We start from the raw sequence: 16,983 nt of genomic DNA on the forward strand, positions 1-16,983 counted from the left end.
GGGCGCAGTGCGGCCGAAGGTAACAGGTTTGGCCGCCGCGGGGAACGGCGGCCGGCATGTCATGTCACGGCAGGAGCGGCGACCAGGCCGGATCCGAGGCCGGGACGCTGAGCGGCACCTTCTTCAGGTTCCGCCCCGAGATATCCACCGAATAGAGCGCCGGCTGCCCGCCCGCCCCCGCGCCCTCGCGGGTGAACATGAGCACGCGGCCGTTCGGCGCCCAGGTCGGGCCCTCGTCGAGGAACGAGGCCGTCAGCAGCCGCTCTTCCGAGCCGTCGGTGCGCATCACGCCGATGTGGAAGCGGCCCTGATGCTGCTTGGTGAAGGCGATGAGGTCTCCGCGCGGCGACCAGACCGGGGTGCCGTAGCGGCCCGCGCCGTTCGAGATCCGCCGCGGCTCGCCGCCGCCCGCGGGCATGATGTAGAGTTGCTGGCCGCCCGAGCGGTCGCTCTCGAACACGATCTGGCTGCCGTCCGGCGAATAGGAGGGCGCGGTCTCGATCGAGGGCGAATTGGTGAGCTGCCGGCGCGTCCCGCTGCCCGTGTCGAGCGTGTAGATGTCGGTGTTGCCGCCCTGCTCGAGCGAGAAAGCCACGGTGCGCCCGTCGGGGGCGAAGCGCGGGGCGAAGGTCATGGTGCCCGGCTGCTCGGCGAGGCCGCGGGTCGCAAGCGAGCCCACATCCATCAGATAGATGCGCGGGAAGCCCGTCGAATAGGAGGTGAAGAGGATGCGGTCGCCCGTGGGCGAGAAGCGCGGCGCCAGCACGATCGACGAGGAGTCGGTCAGATACTGCACGTTGGCGCCATCGTAATCCATCACGGCCAGCCGCTTGGCGCGCGCGTTCTTCGGCCCCGATTCCGAGACGAAGACCACGCGGCTGTCGAAATAGCCGCCCTCGCCGGTGATCCGGCTGTAGGCCACGTCGGCCACCTTGTGCGCCATGCGCCGCCAGCCCGAGGCCGAGCCCGCGAACTGCAGCCCTTCGCCCAGCGGTTGGTCCGAGAAGACGTCGTAGAGGCGGAACTTCACCACCACCCGGTCGCCCGAGGCCGAGACCGACCCGGTGATGAGCGCCTGCGCGTTGATCGCCTTCCAGTCGCCGTAGGCCACGGGGGCCTCGAAGCTCGTCACCCGGCTGATGTGGGCCGAGGCCGGGATCTCACGGAAGAGGCCGGTGCCGGACAGGTCCGAGGCGATCACCCGCGCCATGTCGCGCGCGAGCTCCGAGGCGCCCGCGTTCTCGGCGACGAAGTCGGGCACCGCGAAGGGCAAGGGCTCGATCACCCCCTCGGTGATCTGGATGCGCAGCGGCCCCTGCTGGGCTGCGGCGGGCACGGCTGCGGGCAGCAGCAGCGCCAGGGCCAGGCCCATCGGGGCGAGGGTTCTGAACAGGGTCATGGAGTCCTCATGCTCTCCGGGTTCCGTGGGGCCGGGCGCGGGGCCCGGCGACATAGGCGCGGCACGGGGTCATTTCATCCGCATCCCACTGGGATCGAACACCATCTCGACCTCGCGCCACTGGTCGTACTTCTCGGGCGGCAGCGGGAAGCCGCGCGCGCCGCAGCGGATGATGGCCCGCCGCGCCGCCTCGAAGGCCTGCCGCGCGCCTGCATCCGTCCCGCCGCTCGACTCGATCATGCGGATCGAGCCGGCATCGGGCTTTCCGTCCTGCGACAGGCTCATCGCCACCGTCACCGTCGTCGAAAGGGCATCGCTCGAGAGCGCGCCCACGTTCCAGCACTGCTGCACGGCCACGCGGAACGCGTCCTTTTCGCCACTGGTGACGGGCGGGCCCGAGCGGGCGGGCGAGGCGGGCTTCTCGGCCGCAGGCTCTTCGCCGCCGCCCATCGCCTCGGCCAGCGCCGCGTCGATCGAGGCCTCGTCCTTGCGGGGCTTCTGGGCTGCGGGCTTCTCGGCCGGTTTCTCCGCGGGCTTGTCGGCAGGCTTCTCGGCCGTCTCGGTCCGGCTCGAGGCGGGCGTGGGCTCTTCCTCGGCGGGCTCGGGGGCGCGGGCGCGCTGCGGGCGCACCTTGGGCCGCATCGAACTCGTGGGGGCGAGCTGGGCCACCTCCTCCGTCTCGGTCGCCTCGGTCACGATCTCGGTCGTGGCCTCCTCGGGCGCGGCCGGGGGCTTCTCCTCGACCTTCTCCTCGGCCGGGGTCTCGGCGTCGGGCGTGACCGCGGGCGTCGGCACCTCGGCCACCTCGGCCTCGGGCTCCGGCGCCTCGGCGGGCGTCGGTGCCACGCGGGGCGCGGGCTTCGGCTTCGGGCGCGGCGAGCTTTCCGGCACGAGGATCGGCTGCTCGACCTCGGCCACGGGCGCCACCGGCTCCGGCGCCTCGGCGATCTCGGGCTCGGGCACCGGCGCGATCTCGGGCGCGGTGGGGGCCGCATCCGGCGCGGGCGCAGGCTCCGGGCGCGGCTCGGGCGCGGGCGGCGGCGGCTCTTCGGCCACGGGTTCCGGCGCGGGCACGGGCTCGGCCTCCTCGGGTGGCGGCGCGGGCTGCGGCGCCTCGGCCGAGGGGGTGGGCGGCGTGTCGGACGGTTGGGTCGCGGCCGAGGTCATGGCGTCGAACTCCTCGCTCGTCATGAGCGAGACGGAAGTCACGGCCACCTCGGGCGCATGATCGGGCTGGAAGAACCAGTCGCCGAGCAACAGCCAGACGATCAGGCTGAAGTGCCCGATGCCGGAGATGATGACTCCCTTGTCCATCCCGGTTGGCCTAGCCGCCGTTTCCGCCGAAGGTGGGGCCGCCCACATCGGTCACGAGGCCGATGTCCTGGAAGCCGCCCTTGTTGAGCGCGCCCATCACCTGCGCCACGCGCTCGTACGGGATCGAGCCGTCGGCGCGCAGGAAGACCTTCTTCGAGGTCCGCTCGGCCGCCACCGCCTGAAGCTTGGGAATGAGTTCGGCCTCACCGGTCTCGGTGGTCTGGATCATCAGGCGCCCGTCGGCGGCGATGGTGATGGTCAGCGGCTCTTCCTGCTCGGTGGGCAGCGCATTGGCGGCCGTCTCGGGCAGTTTCACCGGCACGCCCACCGTGAGAAGCGGCGCCGCCACCATGAAGATGATGAGCAGCACCAGCATCACGTCCACGAAGGGCGTGACGTTGATCTCGGACATGGCGGCCGACTGGCCGCGACGCCGGCCGCGGCGCCCTCCGCCGCCCTTCTTGATGACGCCCGCACCCATGGATCAGGCCGCGTCCAGCTGACGCGACAGGATCGTCGCGAATTCGTCGGAGAAGGCGTCGTAGCCGCCGATGATCCGCTCGGAGTCCGCGTTGAGCTTGTTGTAGAACACCACGGCCGGGATGGCCGCGACGAGGCCGAAGGCGGTGGCCAGCAGCGCCTCGGCGATGCCCGGCGCCACGACGGCGAGGTTGGTGTTCTGAGAGATCGCGATCTGTTCGAAGGCATGCTTGATGCCCCAGACCGTGCCGAAGAGGCCGATGAAGGGCGCGGTCGAGCCGGTGGTGGCGAGGAAGGACAGGCCCGAGTTCAGGGTCTCGCTCTCCTTGTCGATCGCCACGCCCATCGAGCGGTCGATGCGCGACTGCGCGCCCGCGATCAGGCCGCCGTCATTGCGGTGGCTGCGCCGCCATTCGAGCATGCCGGCCGCGAAGATCTTCTCGGAGGCGCCTTCGGGCTGCGGCCCCAGACGCTCGAAGAGCTCGTCCAGCGGCTCGCCCGACCAGAAGGCGCGGTCAAAGATCGCCGCCTCGCGCCGGGCCTGCCGGTAGAGGAGGTGCTTGCGGACGATGATGGCCCACGACCAGAAGGACATGACGATCAAAAGGATCATCACGAACTTCACGGTGAGCGTTGCGCGCGCGAAGAGGGCGAGCATGGAGAAATCAATCTCCTGCGCCATCGCGAGGGTTTCCGTTTCCATCTGCCTGCTCTCTGGGGGCCGTTCTGCGGGCCGTTCTTAACGCCGATTCTATCCGGCTTTTAGAGGGATTGCCAACACATCTGCGTCAAGTGGCAAAGCTGCGCCACCTGCTGCTTTTGCAGGGCTTCAGGCCGCCTGCACAAGCTTTTGGCGGACTTCCGCCGGAAGCCGCGCCGCACGCCCGTCGGCGGCGAGGCACACGAGCACCACGCGGGCCGCGAAAAGCCGCTCCTCACCGCGGCGCACCTCCTGATCGAGGAGGATGCGCGCGCCGCCCGTCTCGACGAGCCGCGTCTCGACCTCCAGAAGGTCGTCGAAGACCGCCGGGCGCAGATAGTCGGCCTCGACGCGGCGGACGGCGAAGACGATCCCGCTCTCGGCGCGCAGCCGCGCCTGATCGACACCGAGGCCGCGCACCCATTCGCTGCGGGCCCGCTCGATGAACTTCAGATAGTTGGCGTAATAGACGATTCCCGCGAGATCGGTGTCCTCGTAGTAGACGCGCAGGGCAAAACGGTGCGACATGGGCATCTCCCGGCAGGATGGCGCTTTCCGGAGGGGCTAACGCGAAGCTGCCGGCGCCGCAAGGAAGGCGCGGAATTTCCTGCTGAAATTGAGCCTCCGGGCGCCCGTTTCCATGCGGTGCGAGTGTATGCCGCACCTTCCCGCGCGCGTTTGTGCGTGAGGAAGCCGCGGCACATGCTAACTTCGGTTCCGCAGGTGCATCCGCATCATCCCGAGGCGTGTTGCGCGTCTGATCATGAGTTCTAATGCCCGTTAGAGGAGAGCACTATGTCTGATATGGAAAAGGCGATGTCGCAGATGCTGGCCGACATGACGCCGAAGAAGCTGCCCACCAATGAGGAAATCTTCGGCAAGGGCGCCCAGCTGGGCGACGCCAAGGCGATGGGCTTCACCGACATCCTCGACTCGATGACGCCGAAGAAACTGCCGACCAACGAAGAGATCTTCGGCCAGCTCGCCGAGCTCGACACGACGGCCTTCGACGCGCTGCTCGATCTCTTCCGGCCGAAGAAGCTGATGAGCTACGACGAGCTCGGCAAGATGGTCGGGATGAAGTTCTGATCGACAAGGGACGCTGACCCTTCGGGGCCCGAGCGGCCGGCCAGCGGGCCGGCCACGTCATCCGGCGGCCCGTGGCAGGCCCCTCGCTGAACGGATGAGCGAGCCCGCGGCAGCCCGCCGACGCGACCGGGCTGACCCAGGCCCCCGAATCCTGCTCTCCCTGCCCCGGATGCCCTGCCCGACGCCGCTGCCGCCGTCCTTCGGGTGACGCGCCCCCTGCCCCAGCGGCCGCCTGCCCCAGACCCGGCGAAGGCGCGGAGCCTCCGGCCTTCCGACATCTCCGCCCCACGGCCTGCGCCCCGCTTCCGGCCGGCCGCGCGGCGCAGGAGGGTTGCAATCGGCCCGGTGCTCGGCCTACCTCCGGTCTACCCGGCCCCTTGCGGCCGGCGCCCGCCGAGGTCGAGAGGATGCGATGGCGCAGGACGAGATCCCCGAGCCCGACCGCGTGGAGGGTGCCCCCCACCCGCGCGAGACTCAGGCGCTCTTCGGCCATGCGCGGGCCGAGGCCGAGTTCCTTGCGGCCTTCTCCTCGGGGCGGCTGCATCACGGCTGGCTCATCACGGGGCCGCTCGGCGTGGGCAAGGCCACGCTCGCCTGGCGCATCGCGCGGTTCCTTCTGGCCACGCCGCCGGCGGACGGGCTCTTCGCCGCCCCGCCGCCCGACAGCCTCGCCATCGATCCCGACCATCCGGTCGCGCGGCGCGTGAGCGCGCTGGCCGAGGGGCGCCTCTTCCTCCTCCGCCGCGCGTGGGACGAGAAGGCCAAGCGCCTGAAGACCCAGATCACCGTCGAGGAGGTGCGGCGGATGAAGGCCTTCTTCGCCCTCTCCGCGGCCGACGGAGGGCGGCGCGTGGCCATCGTGGACCCGGCCGACGAGATGAACGTCTCGGCCGCCAATGCGCTGCTGAAGCTTCTGGAGGAGCCGCCCGAGGGCGTCACGATCCTGCTGGTCTGCCACCAACCCTCGCGGCTCCTGCCCACGATCCGCTCGCGCTGCCGCGAGCTGCGCCTTGCCCCCCTTGCGCCCGAGGACATGGCGCGCGCCCTCGCCGCGGCGGGGGTCGAGGCGGACGATCCCGCGGCTCTGGCCGAGCTTGCGGGCGGCTCGGCGGGCGAGGCGATCCGGGTGGCGAACCTTGAGGGGGTCAAGCTCTACCGGGCGCTGGTGGGGCTTCTGTCCACCCTGCCCCGGCTCGACCGGGCGAAGCTCGTGGCGCTGGCGGATGCGGCTTCGGGCAAGGGCGCCGAGCCGCAGTTCGAGCTGATGCTCACGCTGATCGACCTCTTCCTCGCGCGGCTCGCGCGGGCGGGCACGCTGCGGCTCCTGCCGCCCGAGGCCGTGCCGGGCGAGGCCGACCTGATCGCGCGGCTCGCGCCCGACGCCCGCGCGGCGCGGCTCTGGGCCGATCTCGCCCAGTCGCTCGGCAACCGCGCGCGGCGCGGCCGGGCGGTCAACCTTGACCCTGCCGCCCTTCTCATGGATATGGTGCTCAGGATCGACGAGACGGCGGCTCAGCTCGCCTGAAGGTAAGCCTGATGACCTCCCAAACGCCCCCGCAGATCGTCGACAGCCACTGTCACCTGGATTTCCCCGACTTCGACGGCGAGCATGAGGCGCTGATCGCCCGCGCCCGCGCCGCCGGCGTCACGCGGATGGTCACGATCTGCACCCGTCTGCGCCACGAGCCGCGGGTGCGCGCCATCGCCGAGGCGCACGAGGGCGTCTTCTACGCCGCGGGCACCCATCCGATGAGCGCCGCCGAAGAGCCCATGGCCACCGTCGAGGAGCTGGTGGCGCTGGCCGCCCATCCGAAATTCGTGGGCATCGGCGAGACCGGGCTCGACTACCATTACACGCCCGACAGCGCGCCGGTGCAGCAGGAGAGCCTGCGCATCCATATCGAGGCGGCGCGGCGCACGGGCCTGCCGCTCATCATCCATGCCCGCGATGCGGATGCCGACATGGCGCGCATCCTGACCGAGGAGCATCGCGCGGGCGCCTACGGCTGCGTGATGCACTGCTTCTCGTCGGGGCCGGAGCTGGCGCAGGCCGCGCTCGATCTGGGCTTCTACCTCTCGATGTCCGGGATTGCGGCCTTCCCGAAATCGGCCGAGCTGCGGGCGATCTTCGCCGCGGCTCCGCTCGAGCGCATCCTGCTCGAGACCGACAGCCCCTATCTTGCCCCCCCGCCCTTCCGCGGCAAGCGCAACGAGCCCGCCTACACTGCCCATACGGCGGCGAAGGGGGCCGAGGTCTTCGGCCTCTCGCTCGCCGACTTCGCCGCCGCCACCTCGGCCAATTTCGACCGGCTCTTCGCGAAGGCCGCCGCCTGATGGCGCGGCTGCGCTGCACCATCCTGGGCTGCGGCTCGTCGGGCGGCGTGCCGCGGCTCGGCGGGCTCTGGGGCGCGTGCGACCCGGCCGAGCCGAAGAACCGCCGCCGCCGCTGCTCGCTGCTGGTCGAGCGGATCGCCGAGGGCGGCACGACGCGGGTGCTGATCGACACCTCGCCCGACATGCATCCGCAGCTTCTGGACGCAGGCGTGGGCGAGCTCGACGCCGTGGCCTGGACCCATGCCCATGCCGACCATGTCCATGGCATCGACGACCTGCGCCAGATCGTCTTCAACATGCAGAAGCGCCTGCCGGTCTGGGCCGATCCGGTCACGCAGGATGCGCTGCTCACGCGGTTCGGCTATGCCTTCGCCCAGCCCGCGGGCTCGCTCTATCCGCCGATCCTCGATCTGAACACGATCGAGGGGCCGTTCGAGGTCGAGGGAGCGGGCGGGACGATCCGGCTCCAGCCGTTCCAGGTGAGCCACGGACCCACCGAGGCGCTCGGCTTCCGCGTGGATGGCATGGCCTATCTGCCCGACGTGGTGGCGATCCCCGAGGAGGCCTGGCTGCATCTCGAAGGGCTCGAAATGTGGGTGCTCGACACGCTGCGCCGCAAGCCGCATCCGACGCATGCCCATCTCGCCCTCGCGCTCGACTGGATCGCGCGCGCCCGGCCGGAGCGGGCGATCCTGACCAACATGCACATCGACCTCGACTATGCCACGCTGGCGGCCGAGCTTCCGCCTCATATCGTGCCAGCTTACGACGGGCTGACCTTCGACCTCGCGGCATGAGCGCGCTGATCGACGTCATCCTGCCGGTCTTCCTCGTCATCGGCTTCGGATATGCCGTCGCGCGGGCGGGCCTCATTGCCGAGGCCACGGTGGATGCGATCATGCGCTTCGCGCAGAACTTCGCCGTCCCCTGCCTGCTCTTCGCCTCGATTGCCCGGCTCGATCTGGCGGCGAACTACGACCTCGGCCTGTTCGTCTCGTTCTATGCCGGCGCCTTCACCTGCTTTGCCCTGGGCTTCGCCACCGCGCGGTTCCTCGCCGGGCGCGCGCTGGCCGATTGCGTGGCCATCGGCTTTGCCTGCTTCTTCTCCAACTCGCTGCTCCTGGGCCTGCCCATTACCGAGCGCGCCTACGGCCCCGACGCGCTGGCCGCGAACTATGCGATCATCTCGATCCATTCGCCGCTCCTCTACGGTTTCGGCATCACGCTGATGGAGCTCGTGCGCTCGCACGGGCTCGGCCTCTCGAAGCCGCGGCTCGCGCGGCAGGTGGTCACCGCGATCTTCAGCCAGCCGCTCGTGATCGGCATTTCGCTGGGCTTTCTGGTAAATCTCACGGGCGTGACGCTGCCCGGCGCTCTGTCGGCGGCGGTCGAGATGATGGGACGCGCCGCGCTGCCCACGGCGCTCTTCGGGCTGGGCGGCGTGCTCGTGCGCTACCGCCCCGAAGGCGACATGAAGCTGATCGGCATGGTGGCGACCCTGTCGCTGATGGTCCACCCCGCCATGGTCTGGCTGCTCGGCCGGCATCTCTTCTCGCTCGACACGGCACAGATCCGGTCGGCCGTCATCACCTCGGCGATGGCGCCGGGCGTGAATGCCTATCTCTTCTCGAACCTCTACGGCGTGGCCAAGCGCGTGACCGCCTCGGCGGTGCTGATCGCGACCGGAGCCTCGATCCTCACCACCTGGTTCTGGCTTCAGCTCCTGCCCTGATCCCCCGCCATCGCCCGGCGCACCATCGTGTTGAGCCAGGCCATGCCCGCGAGCACGAGGCCCAAGCAGAAGAAGCTCAGCACCCGGACGAGGCCCGAAAGGCCCGCCGCATCCCAGAGGAACACCTTGGCCACCGTGAGCGCGAGAACCGCCATGGCGAGCCGGCGCAGCAGCTCCGAGCGCAGGCGCACGGCCTGCCAGAGGAGCACTGCGCCCCCCGCCAGAAGGGCCACCGTGTAGCTGTAGAGCTCGCCCTGAAGCACGCCCGGCGCGTCGATCCGGGGCCCGTGCCAGAGCCTGCGGATCTCGAGCACCGCCCAGAGGAGAAGGAAGGCGCCTCCGAGGGCCGCGAGCGCTGACTGCAGCCGGCCTAGGCCCGGCAGGTGCCGCGCCCCGAGCAGGAACAGCGCCCCGGGCAGCGCATAGGCGAGGAGCAGCGTGTCGAGGATCGGCAGGCCAAGGATCTCGCCCCGCAGCCCGGCGCCGAGCGGGTTCGCGGTGGTCACGGCGAGCCCCAGCGGCATCAGCGCAAGCGCGAAGGCCCCCGCCGCCACGATCCGGCGGAGGAGGTCGATCCGGCCGCCGGACCCGATCCGCCAGAGCTGCGCCCCCGCCACGACCAGCCATGGCAGCGCCTGCAGGGTCAGGAACCAGTGGGTGTTCACCGATTCGACCGGGTCGATCAGCGGGAAGCGGCGGGTGAGCAGCACATTCACCAGAAGCGCGGCCCAGGCGGCGGCCGCGCTCTCGGCCACGGCGCGCTCGAGCCGCCGCTCGGGCGGCAGCAGGCGGCGCGCCCCCACCACCGCGGCGATGGCGCCCGCGAAGGCCGCAAGCATCGGCAGGGCCGGCGCGAAGCGTGCCCAGACGAGGCCCGGATCGACGACCAGCCGGTAGCTGATGGCCGCCACGCCGGCCTGCAGGAACCAGCCCATCTCGACGAGCCGCAGCCGCCGGTCGAGCCAGGCCCCGGCAACGACCAGCACCGCCAGCGCGAGCGTCAGCGCCGCCGCATCGAGGAGAAGGAAGAGCGCGAGGGATACCGACGCGAGCGCCGAGAGGATCGCCCAGGCCATCGGCCGGCGATCCTCGAGCCGCGACCAGCGCACCGCGAACCAGGTCATGAGGGCCGCGACCGCCATCACATGCAGCGCCCAGGGCAGCGAGCCGAGCACCAGCCCCGGCGCCCAGCGGAACTCGAGGAGGGCCGCGGCGACCGGCGCCGTCAGCACCGCCCCGAGGGCCAGCGGACGGCGGACGGATCCGAAGGCGCGCCCCGCGAAGGCCACCGACATGACGGCGGCCAGTGCCAGAAGCGCCGTGGCCGTGGCGGGCGGCGAGGTCTCGGGCGGGCGGCTTCCGAGCGCGAGGCCCGTGAATTGCGACGCCATCCAGAGGTCCGTCCAGAGCCGCAGGAGGAAGGCCGCCGCCGGCAGCAGCGCCAGATCGCCGATCCCCGGCGCCCGCAGGCTGAGGACGACGAGGCCCACGGCCAGCGCGGCGAGCGTCCCGAAGGACCAGAAGCCCTCGACCGTGTACCAGAGCGCGAAGGAAGCCGCTGCCACCATGCCGAGCGCCAGCCGGACCGGGACCGAGAGGCGCGGCCCCGCGTCGGCCCCGCGCGCGAGGAGAACCGCCGTCAGCCGCTCGCTCGGCGCGGGTGCGGCATGTTCCGGCACCGGCGCCCGGCCCGGCACCACGACGGCGAGCAGGACGAGGGCCCCGAGCGTCAGCGCCCAGCCGCCCTGCCCCGCGCCGCCCAGATACATGAGGAAGGCCCCCCCGGTGCCGATCGCCAGCGCCAGCACCGACACCCAACGCCAGAGGCGGAAGGCATCGACCGCGAGGCCGAGGAACGCCACGAGGAGGTAATAGGGATAGAGCGCGGCCGTTGCCCCCTGCCCGCCCGCGACGAGGAACGGCGCAGCCCCCGCCCCGACCAGCCCCATGGCGGCGAGGAACGGCCCGTGCCGCCAGCCCAGCAGCACCGCCCCGAGCGTGGTGGCCACCAGCCCCACCAGCGTCAGTTCCGGACCGTAGAGACCGTAGAGGAGCCGCCCCGCGACGATCCCGCCGTAGATCGAGACGAGCCCCGCGGCCGAGAAGGTCGAGGGCAGCAGAAGCGCCGGCGCCTCCTCGCCGTCGCCGCCGCGGCGGCGGATCCACTCGCCCGCCGCCACCAGCGCCCCGCCGAAGCCGACGGCCGCCGCCACACGGAGCGCGGGCGGCAGGAGCCCCTGCTCGATCCCGTATTGCACGAAGAAGATCCCCGCGAGCGCGAGCGACACGGCCGAGAGGGTGAAGGCCCAGTTGCTGCGCAGCCAGAGCGACAGCGCCGCAATCCGCCCGGGCCCTTCGGGCCTTGCCCGGTCGGGCGGCGGCAGATCGCCGGAGGCAGGCCCCGGCAGGCCGGGTTCGGACCGAGCGGTCTCGCGCGGCTCAGTCGCCTCGGGCAACGGCGGCACGGCCGGACGCCCGGCGCGGACCCAGGGCCCCACGGCCTCGATCATGTCGGCAGGCGGCCTCTCGGGCTGAGGCAAAGGCTCTGCGCGCGGCGCCTCGGCAGGAGCCGGTCCCGGTCCCGCCAGAGCCGCCTCGAGCGCTGCCTCGAGCTTCGCCACCCGGGCCGAGAGGCGGCGCTGGCGCAGGGTCAGAACCAGCGTCGCGATGGGCGTGGCCAACAGGACAGCGGCTAGGAGCACCCCCATCAGGATGAAGAAATCCTCGTTCACGCCGCCCTCCCCTGCTCGTCCGTCCGCGGCACGATGCCACGGATCTCAGCGGATGGGCAGGGGCATCGTTGTGATAAAAGACCGGCCTTTCCGAGGGATGGCGGACGGTGGCATCCGCGCCCCGCGCTTTCGGGGTCCGGCCCCGCCCGCGCGCTGCCGGCAGCGCCCTTCAGCGGCGCGTCTCCGGCACCAGCGTCCCGGCGCGACCGCACGCGCCGACGAAACAGTCTCGACCATCGGCTCGCCCCCCCACGCGCCCGGCAATGCCGGGGCACCGCTTGCGCGGGCGGATCTGGCATGGCGGCCTTGGCCATGCAGGACAGGGAGACCGCCGGGGCTGAGCGTCAGTCCGACCCGAGAAGCACGGTTGGGCCCGGGTGCGGAGCCTCCGCGGGCCCGCCAGTCGGACAAACCCTCCCCAGCGGGCGGTCCCCTCAGGGCCGGCGCTTCCTTTCGGTGACATAGGCGAGCGCCAGCGGCAGCGCGTTCAACTCGCGCGAGCCGGGCCGGGCCAGCCGCAGGGCCGCGGCCGCGGGGGCGATCATGCCCATCAGCATGGCCATCCGCCGCACCGCCCGCCATGTGCCCTCGGGCGCGTGGGCGAGATAGGCCGTCAGCGCCACGCCCAGCACATCGTGCGACGTACGGTCGGCGCAGAGACAGGAATGGATGAAGATCATCACGTCGAGCGCGAAATGCCGCCTGCGCCGCCGGTCGCCCCAGCGCGAGAGGCTGATGAAGCGGACCTCGGCACCGTCCCAGCAGATCGCCCGCACCGTGGGCCGGCCATGGGTGATCCCCGCCCGATGCAGCCGCGCCAGCGCCTCGCCGGCCGCCGCGAAGGCCGCCGCCCGCTCGCGGCTCCGCACGTCGGGCGAGCGCAGGAGGTGGCGCAGGTTCGCGCCCGCGTCCCGCGTCACGAGCCAGTCGCCCTCGCCCTCGACCAGCCGGCCCACGGGAAGACCCGCCTCGGCCAGCCGCAGGAATGCCTCGCGCTCGCGCCGGAGCAGACGGCGCATGTCGCCCTTGCGCTGCCAGGCGCGGTGGGTGAGGTCCTCGATCCGCTTCAGCCAGAGCTGGTTTCCGTCCGGCAGCGGCAGGGGCCGGACGCGCACCGGCGGCTCGGCCAGCCCGGCACGGATCGCCGTGGCGAAGGGGTCGGAGGGAAGGGCTGCATCGACCTGGGACATGGCAACTACCCCGGCGGCACCGTGCCGTCATGATCCGAGGTTAGCAGCGGATCGCCACCCGCCGAGAGAGCCTGTTGCCGCACCCGCGCAAGAAACTGTCGCGGAGGCTGCCGCACCGCGGCCGCCTCAAGGCAAAGGGGCGGCCCGAAGGCCGCCCCCCATCCATGCCCGTGTGGCTCAACGCCAGCTGAAGAAGTCGGCCGGCGCCCGGCCCAGAAGCTCCGAGGCCAGCTCGGACCCGAGGGCCGCCGCATCCGCGATCGCACCGCGGATCTCGCCCGAGATCGACTCGGACCCGTCCGGCCGCAGGATCTCGCCGCGCAGCCACAGCTGATCGCCCTCGAGGATCGCGAGCCCCGCGATCGGCGTCTCGCACGAGCCGTCGAGCTTCAGAAGGAAGCTGCGCTCGGCCGCGAGCCGGTGCCCCGTGGGCACGTCGTGGATCGCGGCCAGCATCTCCTGCGCCCGCGGATCGTCGGTCCGGCGCTCGATCCCGATGGCGCCCTGCGCCACGGCAGAGAGCATTTCCTCGGACTCGATCGGCACCCGCGGCACCTCGTTCATCTTCAGCCGGTTCAGCCCGGCCATAGCGAGGAAGGTGCCCCGCGCCACCCCGTCGTTCAGCTTCTTCAGACGGGTCTGGAGGTTCCCGCGGAACTCGACCACCTGCAGGTCCGGCCGCTTGTTCAGCAGCTGCGCGCGGCGGCGCAGGCTCGACGAGCCGACCGTGGCCCCCTGCGGCAAATCCGCCAGCCCCCCCTCGGCGAAGGTGATGAAGGCATCCCGCGTGTCCTCGCGCGGGAGGTAGGTGTCGAGGATCAGCCCCTCGGGCTGAAGCGTCGGCATGTCCTTCATCGAATGGACCGCGATGTCGATTCCCCCCGACAGCAGGGCCTCCTCGATCTCGCGGGTGAACAGGCCCTTGCCGCCGATCTCCTTGAGCGGACGGTCCAAGACCTTGTCACCTGTGGTTTTTATGACCACGATTTCGAATGCCTCTTCCGGCAGCGAGAAGGCGGCCGACAGGCGGCTGCGGGTCTCGTAGGCCTGAGCCAGCGCAAGCGGCGAGCCGCGCGTGCCGATCTTGAGGGGTTCAGCGGGGGTGGGCATGGAGTGTGTCATGCCGATTTGGTTAGCGCTGTCCATTTGCCCTGACAACTCCCCATATTGACATCCCATGCTCAGCTTGGGAACCAGCAGGCAAGCTGAGAAGGAGCACCTCCATGACCAAGACGATGCTGCGTGCGCTGAAGGGCGAGACGCTGCCCACGCCTCCCATCTGGCTCATGCGTCAGGCGGGGCGCTATCTGCCGGAATACCGCGCCACGCGCGCCCAGGCGGGGGACTTCCTCTCGCTCTGCTACACGCCGGATCTCGCGGCGGAAGTGACGCTCCAGCCGATCCGTCGCTACGGGTTCGACGCGGCGATCCTCTTTGCCGACATCCTGCTCCTGCCGCAGGCGCTGGGGGCGGACCTGTGGTTCGAAACCGGCGAAGGGCCGCGCATGTCGACCATCACCGACATGGCGGGCGTGACCGCGCTGAAGGGCCGCGACGACATCCACGAGACGCTCGCGCCGGTCTATGAGACCTGCCGCATCCTCGCCCGCGAACTTCCCAAGGAGACAACCTTCATCGGCTTTGCGGGCATGCCCTGGACGGTCGCGACCTACATGATCGCGGGCCGCGGCAGCAAGGATCAGGCCGCTGCGCACAAGCTGAAGGACACCGACCGTCCCGCCTTCGAAGCGCTGATGGACCGCGTGACCGAGGCCACCATCGAATATCTCGCCAAGCAGGTCGAGGCCGGCTGCGAGGTGGTGAAGCTCTTCGACAGCTGGGCCGGCTCGCTGAAGGGCCAGGACTTCGAGGATTTCGCCGTGGCCCCCGCCAAGCGGATCGTCTCGGAACTCAAGGCCCGCTTCCAGGGCCTGCCGGTCATCGCCTTCCCGCGCGAGGCGGGCGAGGGCTACATCGGTTTCGCCGAGAAGACCGGGGCCGACTGCGTGGCCATCGACAATTCCGTCAGCCCGGAATGGGCGGCCGAGAAGGTGCAGGCGGGCCGGACCTGCGTGCAGGGCAACCTCGATCCGAAATACATGGTGACGGGCGGCGAGGAACTGGTGCAGGCCACGAAACGTGTGGTCGAGGCGTTCCGGAACGGCCCGCACATCTTCAACCTCGGCCATGGCATCACGCCCGAGGCCGATCCCGAGAACGTGACGCTGCTCGTCGAGACGATCCGCGGCAAGTGAGGCAGGCGGGGGGCGGCTCACGCATCCTTGAGCCGCCCCCCGTTGCCAAGAGCCCGAGGTCCGAGACAGGGTGTCCCCTCCCTTTCCCGGAGCAGACCCATGCGGATGTCCCGCAGACCCTTCCTCCCCGCCCTCGCCGCCCTGGCCCTCCTCACGCTCGCGCCCGCCGCGGCGATGGCCAAGCCCGAGGCCTGCCTGACCTCGCTCGAGGGCTTCCCCACGGCGCTCGCCTATGACACCGGGGACGAGGAGGTGCGCGCCAACCGCTCGATCCGCGAACGCTGGCTCGGCGGCTACGGCGAGATCACCTGCCCCGGCTATGTGACGCTGCGCGCCATGACGCCCGGGCTGAACGACCGGGAACGGTCGGTCTTCTGCCTCCAGTTCGACCGCGACTCCAACACCTACACGGGCTTCGCCGAGGGCAAGCGCGACGCCTATCTGCACTGCGCGCGCCCCTCCGGGGCCTTCTGCGAGAAGGTGAATGCCTCGGCCGAGACCGCCGGCAAGGTGGCCGGAGCCGCCGGACAGGCGCTGAACGGCGTCCGGGCGGTCGAGAACGGCACGGGCGCGGTGGTGCTGTCGGGCGCGACAGGCTCGGTCTCGGCCGCGCTCTCGAACCTCGGGGCAACCGCGCTCGCCACCGTCACCGCCCCCGCCGCCCTGACCGCCGCCGCCGTCACCGTCGTGGCAGTGGGCGGCGCGGTCTATGTCTGCAGCGAGTGACATGCACCCGCTGCAGCGGGAGGGCGCGCCGTCGCCCTGTCGGCCGGCCCCTCGCATGAGAGCGTGAGCAAGCGTCAGAGGCCTCCGGCGGCGGAGCCGGGCCCGGGCACGTTACGGACCCATCCGGCCCAGCGGCTCCGTCAGACCCACTTGGCCAGCGGGGGCAGGCTCATCAGCACGGCGTTGGCGTCGTGGCCGGTCTCGAGGCCGAATTTCGTGCCCCGGTCATAGACGAGGTTGTATTCCGCATAGAGCCCGCGGTGGATGAGCTGCGCCTCGCGGTCGGCCTCGGTCCAGGGCGTTTCCATGCGCCGCTCGACGAGGGGCACGAAGGCCGGCAGGAAGGCCTCGCCCACCGCGCGGGTGAAGGCGAAATCGGCCTCCCAGTCGTCGGTATTCAGGTCGTCGAAGAAGATCCCGCCCACGCCGCGGGCCCGGCCCCGGTGGGGGATGAAGAAATATTCGTCGGCCCAGGCTTTGAAGCGCGGATAGTAGTCCGCCCCGTGCGCCTCGCAGGCATGGCGCAGCGTGGCGTGGAAATGCTTGGTATCCTCGGGATAATCGAGGCAGGGGTTGAGGTCCGAGCCGCCGCCGAACCACCAGGCGTGCGGGGTCCAGAACATGCGGGTGTTCATGTGGACAGCCGGCGCATGCGGGTTCTGCATATGCGCCACGAGGCTGATGCCCGAGGCCCAGAAGCGCGGATCCTCGGCCATGCCCGGCACACCGCGGGCGGCCATCGCCTGCTGCGCCCGGCTCGCCAGCGTGCCATGGACGGTCGAGACATTCACGCCCACCTTCTCGAATACGCGCCCGCCGCGCATCACGCTCATGAGCCCGCCGCCGCCCGCCTCGCGGCTCGTCTCGGTCATCTCGAACCGGCCGGGCGCGGCATCCGCGGGAGAGCCGCCTGTGGCCGCATCCTCGAGTCCCTCGAAGGCCGCGAGGATGCGGTTCCTCAGCTCGCGGAACCACTCCGAGGCCCGCGCCTTCTGTCCGTCCATCGCGTCATTCATGCATTCCTCCCGAACC

16 protein-coding genes are annotated in these 16,983 nt (G+C 71.1%); 7 read left to right on the forward strand and 9 right to left on the reverse strand.

Annotation, left to right across the window (positions count from 1 at the left end):
- Window positions 1-64 precede the first annotated feature (64 nt).
- The 5 genes from tolB to ybgC form a co-directional block, all read right to left on the reverse strand.
- Window positions 65-1,399: a Tol-Pal system beta propeller repeat protein TolB gene (gene tolB, locus RSP_RS11655; protein ID WP_002720849.1), complete on the reverse strand. Its 1,335-nt coding sequence runs from the start codon at window positions 1,397-1,399 to the stop codon at window positions 65-67.
- Between the two features lie 69 nt (window positions 1,400-1,468).
- Complete coding sequence (locus RSP_RS11660) at window positions 1,469-2,713, reverse strand: cell envelope integrity/translocation protein TolA (RefSeq protein ID WP_017139941.1); 1,245 nt, start codon at window positions 2,711-2,713, stop codon at window positions 1,469-1,471.
- 10 nt (window positions 2,714-2,723) lie between these two features.
- Window positions 2,724-3,194, reverse strand: a complete 471-nt coding sequence (tolR, locus tag RSP_RS11665) for a protein TolR (protein ID WP_002720851.1) — start codon at window positions 3,192-3,194, stop codon at window positions 2,724-2,726.
- A 3-nt stretch (window positions 3,195-3,197) separates the two neighbouring features.
- Window positions 3,198-3,896 (reverse strand): protein TolQ, encoded by a 699-nt coding sequence (gene tolQ, locus RSP_RS11670; protein WP_002720852.1) that lies wholly within the window; start codon window positions 3,894-3,896, stop codon window positions 3,198-3,200.
- Window positions 3,897-4,022: 126 nt separating this feature from the next.
- On the reverse strand, window positions 4,023-4,421 hold the full coding sequence (gene ybgC / locus RSP_RS11675; RefSeq protein WP_011338403.1) for a tol-pal system-associated acyl-CoA thioesterase: 399 nt from the start codon (window positions 4,419-4,421) through the stop codon (window positions 4,023-4,025).
- 267 nt (window positions 4,422-4,688) lie between these two features.
- On the opposite strand from ybgC, the gene RSP_RS11680 reads away from it, so the two are divergent.
- The 5 genes from RSP_RS11680 (at window position 4,689) to RSP_RS11700 (ending at window position 9,048) form a co-directional block, all read left to right on the forward strand.
- Window positions 4,689-4,982 carry a hypothetical protein gene (locus tag RSP_RS11680; RefSeq protein ID WP_009561845.1) on the forward strand — a complete coding sequence of 98 codons (294 nt, stop codon included), beginning with the start codon at window positions 4,689-4,691 and terminating at the stop codon, window positions 4,980-4,982.
- A 412-nt stretch (window positions 4,983-5,394) separates the two neighbouring features.
- Entirely contained in the window at window positions 5,395-6,507 is a 1,113-nt protein-coding gene (locus RSP_RS11685; RefSeq protein WP_011338405.1) for a DNA polymerase III subunit delta', read from the forward strand.
- Between the two features lie 11 nt (window positions 6,508-6,518).
- Window positions 6,519-7,316 (forward strand): TatD family hydrolase, encoded by a 798-nt coding sequence (locus RSP_RS11690; protein ID WP_011338406.1) that lies wholly within the window; start codon window positions 6,519-6,521, stop codon window positions 7,314-7,316.
- On the forward strand, window positions 7,316-8,113 hold the full coding sequence (locus tag RSP_RS11695; RefSeq protein WP_011338407.1) for an MBL fold metallo-hydrolase: 798 nt from the start codon (window positions 7,316-7,318) through the stop codon (window positions 8,111-8,113). Before RSP_RS11690 ends, RSP_RS11695 begins: the two co-directional genes overlap by 1 nt.
- Window positions 8,110-9,048 (forward strand): AEC family transporter, encoded by a 939-nt coding sequence (locus RSP_RS11700; protein WP_011338408.1) that lies wholly within the window; start codon window positions 8,110-8,112, stop codon window positions 9,046-9,048. The genes RSP_RS11695 and RSP_RS11700 overlap by 4 nt, the downstream gene beginning before the upstream one ends.
- Here RSP_RS11700 and RSP_RS11705 read toward each other — a convergent pair.
- From RSP_RS11705 to hemC, 3 genes are all read right to left on the reverse strand, one after another.
- Window positions 9,033-11,780: a DUF2339 domain-containing protein gene (locus RSP_RS11705; protein WP_011338409.1), complete on the reverse strand. Its 2,748-nt coding sequence runs from the start codon at window positions 11,778-11,780 to the stop codon at window positions 9,033-9,035. The two genes, RSP_RS11700 and RSP_RS11705, sit on opposite strands and share 16 nt — an antisense overlap.
- A gap of 434 nt (window positions 11,781-12,214) precedes the next feature.
- A complete protein-coding gene (locus RSP_RS11710) occupies window positions 12,215-12,970 on the reverse strand; it encodes a serine/threonine protein kinase (RefSeq protein ID WP_011338410.1) in 756 nt (251 codons plus the stop codon).
- A gap of 177 nt (window positions 12,971-13,147) precedes the next feature.
- The gene (hemC, locus tag RSP_RS11715) at window positions 13,148-14,116 is read right to left on the reverse strand and encodes a hydroxymethylbilane synthase (protein WP_017139943.1); all 969 of its coding nucleotides are present in this window, start codon (window positions 14,114-14,116) and stop codon (window positions 13,148-13,150) included.
- A 77-nt stretch (window positions 14,117-14,193) separates the two neighbouring features.
- Here hemC and hemE point away from each other — a divergent pair, with 77 nt between their 5' ends.
- Entirely contained in the window at window positions 14,194-15,225 is a 1,032-nt protein-coding gene (gene hemE, locus RSP_RS11720; RefSeq protein ID WP_011338412.1) for a uroporphyrinogen decarboxylase, read from the forward strand.
- Window positions 15,226-15,324: 99 nt separating this feature from the next.
- Window positions 15,325-15,951, forward strand: coding sequence for a hypothetical protein (locus RSP_RS11725; protein ID WP_017139944.1), 627 nt, complete (start codon window positions 15,325-15,327; stop codon window positions 15,949-15,951).
- 140 nt (window positions 15,952-16,091) lie between these two features.
- On the opposite strand, the gene hemF is transcribed toward RSP_RS11725, so the two are convergent.
- The gene (hemF, locus tag RSP_RS11730; RefSeq protein ID WP_011338414.1) at window positions 16,092-16,967 is read right to left on the reverse strand and encodes an oxygen-dependent coproporphyrinogen oxidase; all 876 of its coding nucleotides are present in this window, start codon (window positions 16,965-16,967) and stop codon (window positions 16,092-16,094) included.
- Between the last annotated feature and the right edge of the window lie 16 nt (window positions 16,968-16,983).

Origin of the sequence: Cereibacter sphaeroides 2.4.1 (genome assembly GCF_000012905.2) — a bacterium.
In the GTDB taxonomy this organism is placed as follows: domain Bacteria; phylum Pseudomonadota; class Alphaproteobacteria; order Rhodobacterales; family Rhodobacteraceae; genus Cereibacter_A; species Cereibacter_A sphaeroides.